Origin of the sequence: Lacrimispora sp. 38-1, assembly GCF_049890855.1 — a bacterium.
Lineage (GTDB): Bacteria > Bacillota > Clostridia > Lachnospirales > Lachnospiraceae > Lacrimispora.
In genome coordinates this window covers 204,343-221,592 of record NZ_JBANEW010000043.1, presented here as the reverse complement: position 1 = coordinate 221,592, position 17,250 = coordinate 204,343, and the positions used below count along the sequence as shown (strand labels likewise).

12 protein-coding genes and 1 riboswitch are annotated in these 17,250 nt (G+C 42.3%); all 12 genes read right to left on the bottom strand.

Going from position 1 to position 17,250, the window contains the following annotated elements:
- Window positions 1-35 precede the first annotated feature (35 nt).
- A complete protein-coding gene (locus V7D18_RS09360) occupies window positions 36-1,220 on the bottom strand; it encodes an MFS transporter (protein ID WP_426153668.1) in 1,185 nt (394 codons plus the stop codon).
- On the bottom strand, window positions 1,217-4,663 hold the full coding sequence (gene uvrA / locus V7D18_RS09355) for an excinuclease ABC subunit UvrA (protein WP_426153666.1): 3,447 nt from the start codon (window positions 4,661-4,663) through the stop codon (window positions 1,217-1,219). The genes V7D18_RS09360 and uvrA overlap by 4 nt, the downstream gene beginning before the upstream one ends.
- A 68-nt stretch (window positions 4,664-4,731) precedes the next feature.
- Complete coding sequence (locus V7D18_RS09350; RefSeq protein WP_426153664.1) at window positions 4,732-5,565, bottom strand: undecaprenyl-diphosphate phosphatase; 834 nt, start codon at window positions 5,563-5,565, stop codon at window positions 4,732-4,734.
- Window positions 5,566-5,706: 141 nt separating this feature from the next.
- Window positions 5,707-7,668: a methyl-accepting chemotaxis protein gene (locus V7D18_RS09345; protein ID WP_426153662.1), complete on the bottom strand. Its 1,962-nt coding sequence runs from the start codon at window positions 7,666-7,668 to the stop codon at window positions 5,707-5,709.
- 104 nt (window positions 7,669-7,772) lie between these two features.
- Window positions 7,773-8,969 carry an Acg family FMN-binding oxidoreductase gene (locus V7D18_RS09340; protein WP_426153660.1) on the bottom strand — a complete coding sequence of 399 codons (1,197 nt, stop codon included), beginning with the start codon at window positions 8,967-8,969 and terminating at the stop codon, window positions 7,773-7,775.
- Window positions 8,966-9,628: a TetR/AcrR family transcriptional regulator gene (locus V7D18_RS09335; protein ID WP_426153659.1), complete on the bottom strand. Its 663-nt coding sequence runs from the start codon at window positions 9,626-9,628 to the stop codon at window positions 8,966-8,968. The genes V7D18_RS09340 and V7D18_RS09335 overlap by 4 nt, the downstream gene beginning before the upstream one ends.
- A gap of 76 nt (window positions 9,629-9,704) precedes the next feature.
- Window positions 9,705-10,487, bottom strand: coding sequence for a bifunctional hydroxymethylpyrimidine kinase/phosphomethylpyrimidine kinase (thiD, locus tag V7D18_RS09330; protein ID WP_426153657.1), 783 nt, complete (start codon window positions 10,485-10,487; stop codon window positions 9,705-9,707).
- Complete coding sequence (gene thiE, locus V7D18_RS09325) at window positions 10,484-11,122, bottom strand: thiamine phosphate synthase (protein WP_426153655.1); 639 nt, start codon at window positions 11,120-11,122, stop codon at window positions 10,484-10,486. Before thiE ends, thiD begins: the two co-directional genes overlap by 4 nt.
- On the bottom strand, window positions 11,109-11,933 hold the full coding sequence (thiM, locus tag V7D18_RS09320; protein WP_426153653.1) for a hydroxyethylthiazole kinase: 825 nt from the start codon (window positions 11,931-11,933) through the stop codon (window positions 11,109-11,111). Before thiM ends, thiE begins: the two co-directional genes overlap by 14 nt.
- 69 nt (window positions 11,934-12,002) lie before the next feature.
- Window positions 12,003-12,110: riboswitch (TPP riboswitch) on the bottom strand.
- A 36-nt stretch (window positions 12,111-12,146) separates the two neighbouring features.
- Window positions 12,147-14,753 carry an HD domain-containing phosphohydrolase gene (locus tag V7D18_RS09315; protein ID WP_426153651.1) on the bottom strand — a complete coding sequence of 869 codons (2,607 nt, stop codon included), beginning with the start codon at window positions 14,751-14,753 and terminating at the stop codon, window positions 12,147-12,149.
- 182 nt (window positions 14,754-14,935) lie between these two features.
- Complete coding sequence (locus V7D18_RS09310) at window positions 14,936-15,841, bottom strand: helix-turn-helix domain-containing protein (RefSeq protein WP_426153649.1); 906 nt, start codon at window positions 15,839-15,841, stop codon at window positions 14,936-14,938.
- A gap of 62 nt (window positions 15,842-15,903) precedes the next feature.
- Window positions 15,904-17,073, bottom strand: coding sequence for an aldo/keto reductase (locus V7D18_RS09305; RefSeq protein ID WP_426153648.1), 1,170 nt, complete (start codon window positions 17,071-17,073; stop codon window positions 15,904-15,906).
- Window positions 17,074-17,250 lie beyond the last annotated feature (177 nt).

Sequence of the window (17,250 nt, the reverse complement as noted above, 5' to 3'; positions counted from 1 at the left end):
AAGGCGGGGCTGCAAAATAAGCAGCCCCGCCTTTGTCACATATTTTTAATAATCCACATTCCAAGGATAATCAGCAGGGTTCCTGGAATTGCAAAGGACATAAGAATACTGACTGATGCAAGAGGTCCAAATACCACCATTCCCAGCGGCATTGCCAGAGTAGATAACAAATCTACAAAGGAGAAGGTGCGTCCCATATAGTTCTCCTGTGTATGTTCCTGAATATAAGTAATCAGAGGGGTATAATAAAGGGGGCTTCCGGCCCCCATCATACACATGAGAACAGCAAACAATAAAATTCCCCGGGCAGGCAGAAGCAATATCATGGTGATGCCAAAAACCGCGGATGACACTCCGATCATCCGGAACGGAAAAGATGAACTCTTACTGTAAGCCATAAGAATGCTGACTGTCAAAGCTCCCACAGAAAATGACGTCTCCATAACGCTGAGCATCCACACCTCCCTGCCTGCATGGGAAGAAGCTAAAAGCGGAGTGAGCTGGGAGGCCGGTACCACCAGAAACTGAAAAACAGAATAAAGAAACAGACACCTTTTCAAAGACCTGGATTTCATAATATACCAGAATCCCTGTATCAGTCTTTCTTTTGTATTCTCCATCTCCTGCTCCCGATTCCATTCAGGCAATTCTAACAAAAACAGAAGCGATATACTCACTGCAGCAGTTCCCACATCAATCAGAAGAACAGCTTCCATATCCATTGCATTCATCACAAGCCCGCCAATTCCCGGTGACACAAGCTGAATCAAGCTCCAGATTCCGGTATTTAAGCTGTTTGCACGAATCAGAGCCTGTTCCGGTACAATCCGGGGCAGAATACTTTTAGAGGCGGGAAGCTGAATCCCTGCCCCCAATGAACGCAGTGTGTGAAAGAAGAAAATCCAAAAAATGCTGTCTTTGCCTGTTATGAAAATAGCAGCAAGTACCAGAGTTGACAGTGCAATCATAAAATCACTTAAAATCACAATCTTTTTTAACGGATACCGGTCAGCCAACACTCCTCCGTAAAGCATTACCACTGCCTGGGGAAGAAAGGTTGTAAGAGTTACACCTGTCACAGCAAATGCCGATTGGGTTTTTAATGTCACATACCAGATAATGGCAAGAGAGACTATTGAGGATCCAAAAAGTGAAATCCCCTGGCTCACCAGATAGATTGTAAGCCTGTACTGCCAGGTATCATTTAACTTTCTGCTCATAAGACACCCCCGTCCAGATACTGGCCGGTTATGCTGTCTGTACTCTTTCTGATCTCCTCCGGCGTTCCTTCTGCAATAATCTGTCCTCCTTTTTCTCCCCCTTCCGGCCCCATATCTATGATCCAGTCTGCCGACTTTATGATTTCCATATTATGTTCAATAATAAGGAGCGAATGCCCTTTAGCAGTCAGTCTGTTAAAAATCTTCAGCAATCTTTCAATATCCTGGAAATGCAGACCTGTGGAAGGTTCATCAAGAACATAAAGCATGTGCTTTTTCTGTTTTGTCCCCAGCTCTCTGGCTAATTTTAAACGCTGGGATTCTCCGCCGCTTAGAGAAACGGTATTCTGCCCCAGTTTCAGATAAGAGAGCCCGACTTCATCAAGCACAGCCAGCTTTTCTTCAATCTCCGGGATATTGGAAAAGAAAGGAATTGCCTGGGAAATATCCATATTCAGAACATCTCCAATGCTTTTTCCCTGATACAGTACCTCAAGTATCCGCTCCTGATACCGGCTGCCCTTACATTCCGGACAGGTGACGTAATGATCCGCCATATACTGAAAAGCGATTTTTATCTGCCCAAGTCCCTGGCAATGGGGACATTGTCCGTCTTTTGAATTGAAACTGAAATGGCTTTCCTCTATTTCATACTCTGCCGCTTCCGGCAGTTTTGCATACAGAGCACGTATAGAATCCCAAACACCCATATAGGTGGCAGGCGTGGACCGGGAGGATTTTCCAATGGGGCTCTGATCCATCATACTAATTCCGCTTATATTCTCATAGCCAGTCAGTGACTGACTGATGGGAAACGCTTTCCCACGGCACCTGAATGCTTTTTGTAAAGCCGGAATCAGGGAACCGAAAATCAGGGAACTTTTTCCAGACCCGCTTACCCCTGTCAGACAGCACATTACGTGAAGGGGAATATGGGCAGTTACATGTTTCAGATTGTTTCCTGTACAGTTTTTAATAACCAGCCATTCCCGGGGAGTTTTGGGAGATGTTATGCGTTTACCCCCGCCTTCCCTTAAAAAACGGCCGGTCACTGACAAAGGATTCTTCTCTATCTGGTCAACCCTTCCTGCAGCCACCACTTCACCGCCGTATACTCCTGCTCCGGGCCCCATATCAATTAAATAATCCGCACTCAGCATCGTATCCCTGTCGTGCTCTACTACAATCACCGTATTTCCTTTATCTCTTAAACTCTTTAAGGTATCAATCATCAGATGATGGTCTCTTTTATGAAGACCTATAGAGGGTTCATCTAAAATATAGGTAAGACCGGTTAATTCATTTAACAGCTGGCCAGACAACCGCACCCGCTGAAGCTCACCTCCGGATAGTGTGGGAGCTGTACGGCCAGGTGTCAGATATGGAAGACCGACCTTAATAAGATACAGAATTCTTATCCTGATTTCCCGCAGAACCTCTGCTGCCCGCTCCTTCTTTTGTTCTGGCAGGCAGTTTTCCAAAGTGGAAATAAAGTCCAGCAGTCTATTGGCAGGAAGCTTTGACAGTTCTGGAAAACGATAGCCCAAAATAGTGGTATAGCGTGCCTCTATACATAATAATTCTCCATTGCAGACGGGACAGGGGATTTTACGCATATATTGGATCTGTGGATTATTCTCTGTTCTTGCTTCCCGAAACAGCCGGTTTATATGTGCAAGGACACCTGCCGCAGGTCTTCTTATTTCTGTATTCCGCCCTCCGGAATTATAGGAGTACCGGTATATCTTTTCTCCTGTCCCGTAAAACAGTGCATGTTTAAACTCTCCCGGCAGGTCCTTCCACGGAATCTCTAAATCAATGCCCTGATCCGCTGCTATGGCAAATAATTCCCCCGTCATCCAGTTCCCTGTCGGTTTTTTCCCCCTGAGCTTCCCAAAGTAGGAAGTCGCACCATCAAGAACGGACAGATTTTCATCTTCCACAATTCTGTCAGGATCCGCCTGGTATAAAACTCCCAGCCCATTGCATTCATGACATGCGCCTGCGTGAGTATTGGCATTAAAGGAGGATACGGTAAGTTTTTCAAAAAGCTGTCCGCACGACGGACAGCGGTTTTTGTTTTTGCTGTCTTTCTTCACTGGCACTCTGCAGTATGGACAATACGGCGTACCGATTGATACAAAGAGCATCCGCAGCTGATCGGAAATCCCAGTCAGGGTTCCAACTGTTGAGCGGGGATTTAAACTTCCTTTTTTCTGTTCAATGGCTATTGTGGGCGTAAGACCCTGTATGGAATCAAAGTCAGGCTTTTCAATCATCTCCTGCATCTGTGCCGCGTTTGACATGGTTCCTAAATAACGGCGCCTTCCCTCTGCATAGATCGTATCAAATGCCAGGGAAGATTTTCCGCTTCCGCTCACCCCTGTAATAACAGTCAGTTTTTCCCTTGGGATGGATATATGAATGTTTTTTAAGTTGTTCTGGCGGCAGCCTTTTATCTCCAGGAACGGTTCATTTTTTTTCAATGACAAAGGTATCTGTTCATTCTTATCAAATGACAATAAAGAAAGCTTTGGTTCCAGCAAATCCGGATCAGAAACCCCCTCCTGTTTCCCGATTTTCGATAACCGAAGCTTGGACTGGATTGCCTCCATATATTGACCAGGCAGACGCTGGCATAAAGAGGACAGCTCTTTACCGGAGCAATCCGCTCTGACTGTAAGTTCCGCCATTTCATCCAGTAACTCTTTTTCCTGCCTGCTTAAATCACCATATTTTTTAAGGCTTAATTCTGTCCATAAATCCCATGGGAGAAGCTCCATACCCAGCAGACTGTTAAAATCATGAAGCAGGTTTCCTTTTACAGAATGCCAGCCCTTCCAGTTTTTATTATAACCAAACTCCTCGGGGTGCTTTACTCCTGATCTGCATTGCAGCCAGGCCTCTCCACCCAGGATATAACCTGCGTCTGAAGGCATATCCTGGACATCAAACGGGATGCCGTAATATTTTCTCTGAATTTCATCAAGCTGTACATCTACCCTTACCCAGCGTTGTTCTTCTGCATAATAATATTCAGCCAGCCAGTGATCTTCATATGGCATTTCACTTTGAAAATAACCGGCAAAACCTGACCGAACTCTGGCAGGATAGCCTTTATGTCTTAAAAAAGACACAAAAAGCAATGCGTAGTCCCGGCACATCCCAACCAGACGACGCTTGGGAGGACGAATGCAGGACAATGGCCCCGGATCAATTTCAAGCAGTTTTTCAAGCATTTGAGGTACTGTCCGCAGCAATTCTTCCTTTGCCTGATTTCTGCCAAAGGTAATGCCATAAAGTCCTCCAAGATCTCCATGAATTATTAACCCCCTGACGGTGGCGAGCAGCTGGGAGGCTTCCTTTGGCAGCACTTCATAATAATGTTTTAATGAACCGGGATCAGTGATTATGCTCTGTTTTAAGAATGATATCGAATCCATTTTTCACTCTCCTTTCAAACCGACCATAACCCCTGACACCGTGTCAGAGTCAACAGAGAAATTGAGTTTTATTTTACTGAAAAATAAAGAAAAACCAAAATACCAAGAATAATGCGGTACCAGCCAAAAACCTTAAAATCATGTTTCTTTATATAACTCATCAGAAATTTTATAACAAGTATTGAGACAACAAACGCAACCGACATGCCAGACACCAGAATAAAGAGTTCCTCCCCTGTAAATGAAAGGCCAAATTTCAATATCTTTATGGCACTTAAACCAAACATTACAGGAACTGCCATGAAAAATGTAAATTCAGCTGCAGCCGTGCGGGATACTCCAATGAGCAGCGCACCAATTATGGTCGCACCGGAACGTGAAGTGCCGGGGACAATGGAAAGCACCTGAAATAACCCGATGATAAATGCTGTCCTGTAATTGATATCTGCTATTTTTGTTACGGCAGGTGTTCGTTTTTTATTCCAGTTTTCAATCAGTATAAAGGCGGCTCCATAAAAAATCAGGGCTGCTGCAATAACACCGGGAGTCTGAAACCGGGCATCGATATAATCATCAAAAAGGATTGTCACAATTGCTCCGGGCACACATGCAATCACTACTTTAATCCAGATTAGAAACGTTTCTTTTATAAGGAAAGGTCTGTTTTTATCACTCCACTGAAAGGGGAACATCTTATTCCAAAACAAAATCACTACAGCCAGAATTGCTCCCAGCTGAATCATAACGAAAAACATTTCCTTAAAGCTCCCGCTGGCATTGATCTGTAAAAACTGATCCACAAGCAGCATATGACCGGTACTGCTGATCGGCAGCCATTCCGTAATTCCTTCCACAATTCCTAAGAAAACAACCTTAAAAAATTCTGTTGCAATTGAAGCCATTCTTATAATTCCTCCTGCTTTTATATTCTTTATTCCTTTTTCCTATAATCCTCTATTATGCAGAAATATGCAAGACACCTGCCGTAACAAAGAAAAAATAGCCCGTGACACGAATGGTGTCATGGGCTAAAAAACACGTTTTTATTTGTTTTCGTCCGTTAACTCAAATTTGGAAACCAGATTTGTCATGATTAAGGATTGCCCGGACAGCTCCTGGGCATACGCTGCACTTTCCTCTGCAGTGGCAGCATTGGACTGTACCACTCCGGAAACCTGCTCTATGCCGACCTTTAATTGAGATACTGCCTCGGACTGTTCTGAGGAACTGCCTGATATTTCATTGATTAATTGGGAAACCTCCTGTGTACTCTTTACAATCTGCTCCAGGGAATGTGAGGTTTCTAAGGCAATTTCATTTCCGTTTTTCACGGCCTCAATGGATTTTTCAATCAAGGCCGCCGTATCCCTGGCTGCATCCGCACTTTTTCCTGCCAGGTTCCGTACTTCATCTGCCACTACTGCAAATCCTTTTCCGGCCTCTCCCACTCTGGCAGCCTCCACAGCTGCATTCAGAGCAAGAATATTGGTTTGAAAAGCAATATCTTCCACAACTTTAATGATTTTTCCGATCTCGGTTGATGTTTCACTGATCTCATTCATTGCTTTCACCAGTTTATCCATCTCCTGCTGCCCGCTGCTCACCTGATTTACTGCCTGCTGGGACATTGCTCCGGCTTTTTCTGCATTTGCGGCATTGGAACTGATGTGATGGGAGATATCAGAGATGGTAGCCGCTATTTCTTCCACAGAACTGGCCTGCCTTGTGGCTCCCTGTGATAACTGCTGGGAAGATTCCGCCACCTGTTCTGAGCTGCTGTTTACTTCTCTGGCGGAAATAATGATTTCCCTGAATGCATTATTTAACTGATCCGTAATCTGGTTTAACGATGTCTGTATTTCTATAAATTCACCTTTGTATTCCACATCAGATGACACGTTTAAGTTGCCGGCAGACACCTGCTGTAAAATATATGCTATTTCCTGAATATAGGATTTAAGGGAACTTATCATATCAGCAATACTTCTTGATAAAATGCCGATCTCATCCTTACTGTTATGTATATAAACCTGGCTTTCCAGATCTCCGTTTGCCAAAAGCTCCATCCGTCCGGTTATTTTCTTTATGGGGTTTGACAGGCTGTTAGCCAGTATAAAGCTTGCGATTATGCCGATTATAATTAAAATGCCGGAGGAAACCAGCAGCAGGATAATCGTATAAATGATAGAGGCGGTCATTTCTTTAAGTGGTGCTACCACTCCATAGGACCAGCCGTCGGAATTGCTCACCGGACCATATGCACAGATTCTGGCTCCTGTCTCATATTCATACCGGTCTACTCCCTTTTCCCCTTTTATCATTTTATTATAGACTTTTGCTGCATTTACCAGGGAAGGATCTGTTTTTGCCTTTTCTATAAAGTTTTGTCTTTCCTCAACCAGATTTGGACGTTTATTGGCAACGAAGGTACCTGTGCTGTCCAGCATAAATACATTACCCGTTTTTCCAATCACAATATTTTCAATAATCCTGCTGAAATAAAGACTGTCTAAAACACCGATTACCACACCGGAACCAGAGGGCAGGGGAGAGCATACGTAAAATACCATCTGATTGTCCAAAGCTTCCGTAGAGGAAATAGTGGTTTTCCCATTTAAACTGTCTGTGAAAAAACTTTTTGCTGAAAAATCCTGCCCATCCAGAGTTTTATCCGTACTGAATAACTTTCCATCCGGACCGGCAACTGCAAGCGCTTTAAACTTTGTGTTTTTTAACGCTGAATCCATGGAATTAAGCTTCTTACTTAAATCACCGGACTGCACTTCACCCATCTGACTGGCAAGACTTTGTGCCTGTTCTTTTAACAGGCTGATCTCTGCTGCCAATGCAGTGTCAGCAATTTCACCCATTGCATTCATGTCACTTTTCGTATTTTCCGTTATACTGTAATAACTGGCACTGATTCCTGTAATCACATTGACTGCTGAGGTTGCAAATAACAAAAGAAATATAACAAAAAACAGTTTGCCTTTTATTGTCTTCATATGCAGGTATCCCCTTGTCGTAATATTTGAATATAATAAATATTATACATTGAAATCGGGATTTTTACAAATATTAATTTCAAAATTCGGCAAAATCTGGCAAATTATTCCATAATGAAACTGAGGACATCGCGCCTCATGGAGTTTGGAGCGGAAGTCTCCGGTTTTCCTATCCGCAAAAGCATCTGTATGGTCTGACCCTGGCCGGCGTATTCGTTTCTGAAATCATCATATGGCTGTTTCATCTCCGGATATTCTTCCAGCACCTGACTTAAAGGCTGCATGACAAGACCGAGGGTATGTCCGGTAAGAACCAGCCTGCTGTAAAGCATACCGCTGAGCACCTGGTCTGTACGGCTGTTTCCGTTGGTGGTTATGACAGCATAAGCGGATGTATGGTCAACAGCTGTTTTGGTATAATGAATGAAGTTTTGAGACGCACCTTTTCCTTCATTTATTGAAGGGAACATGGTGATTAATCCCTGCAGCAGATACCGTTTAAAACCGGAAGCTCCCTGTCCTTCAACGGAATAACCCCAACGGTATTTGTTCTTCTCTCTTTCATTTGCACGGAATATTGCATTGGATTCCTCCATTGCCCTGGTTACTCCGGCCTCGATCTTTGCACTTTCCATGACATAGTTCCCAATTTTATCCAGATCAGCTTTTTCTGTATAAAATTTTATGGATGGCCCGTTCTCATCCGGCAGTTTAGAAAGCTCTGAAATCTGTAAAGAATCAGGAACTTCCTTTTTATAATTTCCCCGGTTTGTATCTGCCAGAAACATCCCGTTATACAGGGGACTTTCTTCCGGCTTCGCAGGTAAAAGTGTGATCTTTGCAACCGGTTTTTTATCCATGCTGCTTAAAAGATCCCCTTCCTCATACTCACCCTCTGGAAAAACCGCGATATCCGTATGGAATCCTTCCTTTTCTCCTGCCACTCTGACATATTCTAAAAATGTTCCCTGAGTGATCATCATCTGCCGGTAAAGGGGATCCACCTCTTTTGTGGTCCTTGAGCTGTCTGCATATAAGTAAAGTACCATGGGATCTGCTTTATCCAGCTTCACTTTCCACGGCTGCATATTATGGTTGTTTGCAGCCAGCAGTCCGGCTGCTGCCAGCCGTATTCGCGGATCTGTATACTTTGATGCATAATTTTTATCCCATGGTTCTAAATAAGACTGCTTCATAAATCCTCCGCCAAGTATAAATAATCCAAACAAAAGTAATAAGATCAAACCGGCAGCGCTGGTAAATATCTTTAAAAGGATCTTTTTGCATGACCTGATTTTCATACCCGGCTCTCCTTAACAGTAACAAGCCCGAGTAAAAGCTGGAAGCACTCTTCTAAGAATTCCTCCACACTAATATGGTGATAATTCTCCAGATACTCCTTTTTCCTGCCTCCTGCATGAAAGGCTCCTACGGTAAATGCCCATAAGATCAATGCGGTTTTCTTACAGTCCATATCACTTTTAAGGCTTCCGTCATTCTTTCCTTTTTTTAACGCTTCTGTAAGATAAAAAAGGACTTCTTCACCCAGACGGTAACACTCTTCTTTGGAATCCCCGCTGACTCCGGCCTGATTCCCTTCATCCTTTGCCTCATACTCCATAATTGCCTTAAAGTAATCTTCATATTTGTCACGGAAGGAAAATAAGGTGTAGAAAATACAGCGAAGCTCTTCCAGTGCACCGGCTGGTTTTTCTTTTTCAAACCCTTCTTCCATCATCTTGAGAAGTTTCCTGTAACCTCTGATCATAATTTCGAAATAGATCTGTTCCTTGCTGTTAAAATACACATAAACAGTTCGTTTGCTGAATTCCGCTTTCTTCGCAACGGCATCCATGGAAGAATTCTCATATCCGTTTGCAAAGAAAACTTTCTCAGCAGCATCAATAATATCCTTTCTCTTAATTTCTTTCTCCAGTTGCTTTCGTTCTTCCGCTCCCAATTGCTGTTCCTCCTGTAATTCCGTTATTTTCAAAAAGTAAACTTGTAGTTTACTTAATACTATAACAGTTTACAGTTTATGTCAATCCCCACATATGATTTAACGGACCGCTGCCCTTACCGATATTTAACTGGTCATTTAAAGCTCCGGTAATATACGCTTTGGCATTTTTTACGCTCTGTTCCAGGGAACAGCCATTTGCAAGGCTGCAGGCAATTGCAGACGACAGCGTGCAGCCGGTCCCATGCGTATTGGGATTGTCAATGCGTCTGCCTGTTATCCATATCATTTTTTCTTTTGTATACAAAAGATCATCGGAACTCTCCGTTAAATGACCTCCTTTTATCAGGACTGCGCAGTTCAGCTTTTGAAAGATTGCCTCCGCCGCTTTTTCCATGTCGCGTTTGCTGCCGATTTTCATATTCCAAAGTGCCTCCGCTTCCGGAATATTCGGTGTGACAAGAAGGGCCATAGGCAGCAGTTGGGTAACAAGCGCATCCATCGCCTTTTCAGAAAGCAGTTTCGAGCCGCTGGTTGATATCATAACAGGATCAACTACCAGATTTTTCACGCTGTATTCTGTCAGCTTTCCCACAATCGTCTCTATAATCCCGCTGTTTGAAACCATACCGATTTTAACTGCATCCGGAATAATGTCTGTAAAAATACAATCCATCTGCTGTCCTGCAAATTCAGGTGTCACATCCATAATTGATGTAACACCTGTGGTATTCTGGGCGGTCAGAGCCGTTATTACACTCATTCCATATACCTTGTGGACAGTCATTGTCTTTAAATCTGCCTGAATACCGGCGCCTCCGCTGCAGTCGGAGCCCGCAATCGTCAAAACCTTTTTCATAAAACCGCCTCCTTTGCCAGGGATAAAAGGGACTTCACTGCCTGTTTCTTATCCCTGGCAGCAAACACTGCGGAAATCACGGCTACTCCGTCAATATTGCTCCCTTTCAGCTTTAAGATATTATCCTCATTAATTCCTCCTATGGCAATGACCGGAATGGATACGGAACTGCAGATTTCTTTTAAAGTCTCAAAGGAAACGGGGCTGGCATCGGTTTTTGTAGAAGTTTCAAAAACTGCTCCCACCCCGATATAATCTGCACCGTTTTTTTCAGCCAGAAGTGCCTGTTCTTTTGTCTGGGCGGATACTCCAAGTATCTTGTCATCTCCGATCAGTTCCCTGCATTTTTTTGCCTCTAAGTCCTTCTGGCCTACATGAACCCCGTCTGCTCCCACAGCCAGAGCAACTCTAATGTTGTCATTGATCACAAAGGGAATTCTATACTTTGATGTAATTCTTCTAATCTCCTTCCCTTCGGCTACAAAGCTGTCAAAATCAAGATTTTTTTCCCTCAGCTGGATAAAGGTAGCACCAGTTTCCAGGATTTCCTCCACCTGCTCATGAAGCCTGCTGCTGCCAAGCCACGTCCGGTCAGTGACCACATACAAAAGCATGTTTTCTTTAGATACATTCATACTTTGCACCTTCTTCCAGCATTTTTTCATCCAGTCCGCTCATTTCATCAATCAAAAGCATACGGTATGTACCGGTGCCTCCATGAAGCTCACACATTCTCTCATATGCCCGTTCACCGCACAAACCCATCCCGCATACGGCAGCTGCTGATGCGTTAAAAATATCACCGGGATTGGCACCAATATAGCTTCCGGTAACAGCGGAAAGCATACAGCCCGTTCCAGTCATTTTACTCATCATGGAATGGCCGTTTCTGATTGCATACACATGGGCCTTATCTGCCACCAGATCAATGGCACCAGTAATCACAATGACAGAGCCGGTTCTTTTTGAAAACGCTCTTGCAAATTCTGCCACACTCTTTAAATTCTCCTCTGTTACTTTATCAGCTTCACAGGCATCTACTCCTGAGGTTCTACCTTCTCCTGCAGCCAGAAATTTAATTTCAGATATATTTCCTTTAATCACGGAAAATTTTATCTCTTCCAAAAGCTGAAATGCTGTTTTATTCCGATATGCTGATGCCCCTGCTCCCACAGGATCCAAAACAACAGGAAGGCCGCATTTATTTGCTGTTTTTCCTGCTGCAGTCATGGACGCAGCCGTTCTCTCATTCAGGGTTCCCATATTGAGCACCAGAGCAGAAGAAATAGCAGTGATGTCACGGACCTCATTGATGTCATCCGCCATAATCGGGGATCCTCCGCTGGCCAGTATGATGTTGGCGCAGTCGTTTACAGTCACATAGTTTGTGATTGCATGAACCAGTGGTACCTTGTTTCTTACATTTGTAATGATCTGTTCAAACATTTTCTTATCTCCTTTTCCTGGTTTTGAGGGAAAAAAATGAGATATGCCAGGAAAGACATATCTCATGATATTCAGTAAGAGTGGCTGTCCCTACGTTGGCATTACCCAAATCAGGTTAAACGGGTCGAAGTTCAAAACTTCCTCTCAGCCGGGTCACCAGCTCCCCAAAACTATATTGATTTTTCTCGATTTTAACACAGCAGACATCCGAAGTCAATTCAATCCGATTACATGATTGACAAAAAAATCAACCAGCTCCGGATCAAACTGCTTTCCTGCACCCCGGATCAGTTCATTTCTTGCATAAGCAGCCGGCAGTGCCCTCCGGTAACTTCTGTCACTTGTCATGGCATCGTAGGCGTCAGCAATAGATATAATTCTAGCATACAGCGGAATATCTGTTTTGCTTCTTCCCTTTGGGTACCCCTTTCCATCCCACCGTTCATGGTGGCATAAAACAATCTCTGCTATTTCCGACATATTGGGGGAGGTGTTTAATATGCGGTATCCAATTTCTGAATGCTTGCGGATCTCCTGATATTCATCTTCTGTTAGCATACCCGGTTTATTCAGCAGCGCTTCCTGAATTCCAATTTTTCCGATGTCGTGGAGCAGCCCGGCTGCCTTAATCTTCTTAATGTCACTGTCAGGCATCCCCATCTGTCTGGCCATTGTTTCACAAAGTTCTGCTACCCTCTGGGAATGCTGTTCCTCCCTTGGATTCTTTTCATGAAGGGTGTTTAATATAATATCCAGTGTTTTGCTTCTTCTGCTGTAAGCCTCATATAATTTGTTCTGATACATCTCATCTTCTGCCAGCTTCACGGCATTTAGAACTGATAAACCAGAATCCGTTATAATGCAATAGCCGAATGAAACCGACAGCTCGATTCCATTGATGGTCTCGCCTGCACATTTTTCTTTTAATTCCCGGATATACTGTTCTGTCTCCGCTTTCTCAGTCTTTTTTAAAATAATAGCAAACTCATCTCCGCCTACACGGCTGATCAATTCCCCTTCCTTTTCAGAATCCGCCAGTATTTCAGCAAATCGTTTCAGCATATAATCTCCATATTCGTGGCCAAAGGAGTCATTTACCATCTTTAATCCGTTGAGATCGGAAAAAATAACGCTCATTGGATAATTTTCTTTCCGGTCCAGTTCTTTCGCTTTTTTATCAAAATACCTTCTGTTATGCAGTCCGGTCACCTGATCATGATAACTGATTTCTTCAATTTCCCTGATATAATTATGAGTTTCCGTTATGTTTCTGGCAATTGCAATGACTTTATCATCAAACCATTTTACAATCCTGAGTTCATGATATTCTTTGACCTGTCCACTGGTCCATTCATATTCAATCTTCTGGTTCTCTCCAGTAAGAAAAACCTGGCTGATCAGCTCACTTCCCTTTGCCGCGATGCGGCGGGGCATCACATCTTTAATATTTTTACCGATAAACTGATCCTTTTTAAAAAACAAATGATCCATATCCCCGATACCGTCTAGAAATACCCCTTCTTTGGAAATGACGAATACCGTGTCCGGAATGGCTTCCATCAGGGAATTTGCATATTTCAGACTGTGATACATCTGGGTTTCCCGCTCTGTTAAGATCTGATTCTGCCGGATTAACTGTTTCTGGGAATCGACATTCTCATTCAGAGACTGATTAAGCTTTTCACTGCTCTGCTTTATCTGCTGCTTCATTTCTTCAAGAGACTTTCCTATTAATCCGAATTCATCTGATCTTGTTACCAGCTCACTGCTCACTTTCTGGTCGAGCCGGCGTTCTCCAATGCTTTTTATTTCTCTTAAAATAGCGTTTACCGGACGGTCAATAATTCTGTCCGTGAGAATAAAAACAGTGAAAGACATAAACAGCAGAGAAAGACCGAAAATCCATATAAATGTGTCTGACAGCTGACGCAAAGGCTGATTAATGGAACTCTCCGGAATCTCAAAAACAATTTTCCAGCCCAGGTCATTGAGCGTTTTATAATACAGACTGATCTTTTGTTTATTCCGGTGATAGGAAGTGCTTCCATCCTCATTGGAAATGATTTCAGAAACTGCTAAAAGAAAGGACTGATTTTCTGAATCGTATACGCTGCCTTTTGCCTTCACCACAGCTTCGTCTTCCGCAGCAAGATAGGTTCCTTCCCTGTTAATAATATAGGTTGTACCGTCATATCTGGCAATGTAGTCTGAGATAAATTTCTGCATGGAAGACAGACCTACATCAACAGTAACACAGCCGATATATGTTCCGTTTTCGTCTGTAACAGGCTGAGAGCAGGTAATCATATACAAATTGGAGGTCTGGTCATAGTACATATCAGTCCAGACAGTTTTTTCCGTCTTTTTTGCAAGAGTGTAATAATTCTGTGAAAAGTAATCGTAATCAGAGCTGCTGTATTCGAAAGTTGGAATAATCCGGTCACCATCCCTGTACACATAGGGTCCCATATATTTTTGGGACTGATCATACAGATAAGGTTCAAACCAGAATCCAGCCCCTAAAATAAACGGATTATCCCTGACAACCGGCTCTAAAATATGAATGTAATAATCAGGGGAATAATCTTTGTACCCATTCCCCGCAAACACTGCCAGAACACGTGATATTTCAGCAGCATCATTCATGTTTTTTTCAATAATATTTTTCTGTATTTCCTTTTCTGCAGATATTCTCTCACTGGTCTCATGATCAACGATCCTCTTTGCTGTCCGTACACTTGCACTATAACTCAGCATGATGACCACACATAATACCGGAATAACGATCAGAAGCATTTTCATTCGTATATGGCTAAGCATACCATCACCTCTATCATATGTATTCTGATTCAACCCTTTTATCTGTCATCCCATTCCAGCATTCTTTCAAATATTTTAATTATATTATCGTCAGGTTGTCAAGCAGAATAAAGTTACCTGTCATAAAAAATAGTAAGCCATAAATGATTATACTTCATCTATCGCTTACTTTTAACTTTTAATCACAATCTATGATGTTTTCGATAATCCAGAGGACTGACTCCTGTCTGCAGCTTAAAAAATTTAGTGAAACTGGAAGGCTGCTCAAACCCAAGTTTACCAGCTATCTGATAAATGGGTTCTTTTGTCTTTATCAGTAATTCCTGCGCAATATCAAGTACCTGTAGCTTTATATATTCCTGAGTTGTCTTTCCGGTTTCTTTTTTCAGCATATCAGACAGATAATTGGGTGAATAGCCCATAGCTGCAGCCAGATTTTTGACACTGGGCATTCCGTTCTGTTCAATGGTCTCCTTACTGCACTGCTTCTTTAGAATCTTTTTAAAATTTTCAACTGATTCTTTACAAACTACGGTTCTGGTTAAAAACTGCCTTCCGTAATAACGTTTGGCATAGTTTAGCAAAACCTCAAGATTTGATACAATTAACTCCTTGCTGTATATATCTATATTTCCGCTGTATTCCGTCTGTATATTTTCAACTATACTTTCAATGGTATTCTTTTCAAGATCTGACAGCTGTAAAGCTTCATTTGCTTCATATTCAAAAAAGCTGTATTCAGACATCTTATTCCAAAGGGTTGTCCCTCTGATCAGATCTTCATGAAAGCAAAGCATCCAGCCGTTTGTTTTTCCATTTTCCCGTTGTTCTCCTATTGTAAGCATCTGCCCTGGTGCTGTAAAAATCAGGCTTCCTTCGTGAAAATCAAAATATTTTCTTCCATATCTCAACTCGCAGTCAGGATTGTTTTTTAAGGAAATCATATAATAATTAAGCATAAACGGAACATTATAATAATTGTCACTGAGTTTAATATTATCTAAATCTATTAATGTAATTAAGGGATGCTTCGGTTTACCATACCCTAACAATTCATGCAATAACGAAATAGAATCAACAGTTATCATATTTATTTCACCAACCAATCTTTCTAAGCATGGTTTAGTCAAATCAGCGGAAGCTTTGTCTGTTATTTATCAAACTTCATAAACCTTTTTATAAAGAACCGAAGTGGTTTATAATAAAATCCTTCCATTGATTTCGTCACCTGATTTAATTCTTCACTGATTTTTATATGCTGGGGACAATGGGATTCGCATTTTTTACATTTCACACAAAGAGAAGCGTTGTGGGGCTGGTTCTTAATGCCGGTCTGCATAATATATTTTCCAATGGCTGCAAATTTCCCTTCTATCTCCATGTCATTGTAGCAGGAAAAACAGGTCGGGATATCCACTCCTTTCGGACACGGCATACAGTAATTACAACCGGTACAGGGGACCTTAATTGTCTTATCAAGTATTTCTCTCACCTTGCCAAACAGCTTAAAATCATCTTCTGTAAAAGCATTTACTTCCGTTTCAGATGCTACTTTAATGTTTTCCTTAAGCATCTCCATGGAATTCATTCCTGAAAGCACAACAGTAATCTCCGGCTGGTTCCACAGCCACCGAAATGCCCATTCCGCCGGTGACCGTTTCACATATGCGTTGTCCCAGACGGACTCTGCCTCTTTGGGAAGATTTGTCACAAGCTTTCCGCCCCGCAGCGGCTCCATAACCATAATCGGAAGCCCCTTACCGGCAGCATATTTGATTCCTTCCATGCCAGCCTGTCTGTTTTCATCCAAATAGTTATACTGGAGCAGACAAAACTCCCATGGATAGATATCCACCAGCTGGATAAATTCATCTCTTCCTCCGTGATAAGAAAAGCCAATGTTCCTGATCTGACCTTTTTTCTTCTTCTCTTCGATCCATTCTTTGATCCCCAGCTTAACCAGGCGGTTCCATACTGTTGCATCAGGCAGCATATGGATTAAGTAATAATCGATATAATCTGTTTGAAGCCGTTCTAATTCAGTTAAAAAGATCTTGTCAAAGTCCTCATATTTTTTAATGGCGTGGGGGGGCATCTTGGTAGCAATGTTTACCCGGTCTCTGTATCCCTTGGATAGCACCCTTCCTAAAATTACTTCGCTGTTTGGATAGATATATGCCGTATCAAAATAATTAACACCATTCTCTATGGCATAAATAATCTGTTTTTCAACTTCTTTTTCATCCCGGTTAAACCTCATACAGCCAAAACCCAGTGCTGAGAGTTCGTTGTGATTTTTGGGATTGATCCGATACTTCATGCTTCATCCTCCTGGTTTACTTTTTTATTCTTATTATACCTGTTTTTGCTGCCATATCAAATAGCAAAATCCCATGATCTGTAATTGAGACAAATTCATCAGTAATTGGAATATGGTTAAAGGTAATCAATCTGCCAACTTAATAAATATTTCAAAATCCCAGCACGCTAAAAAAAG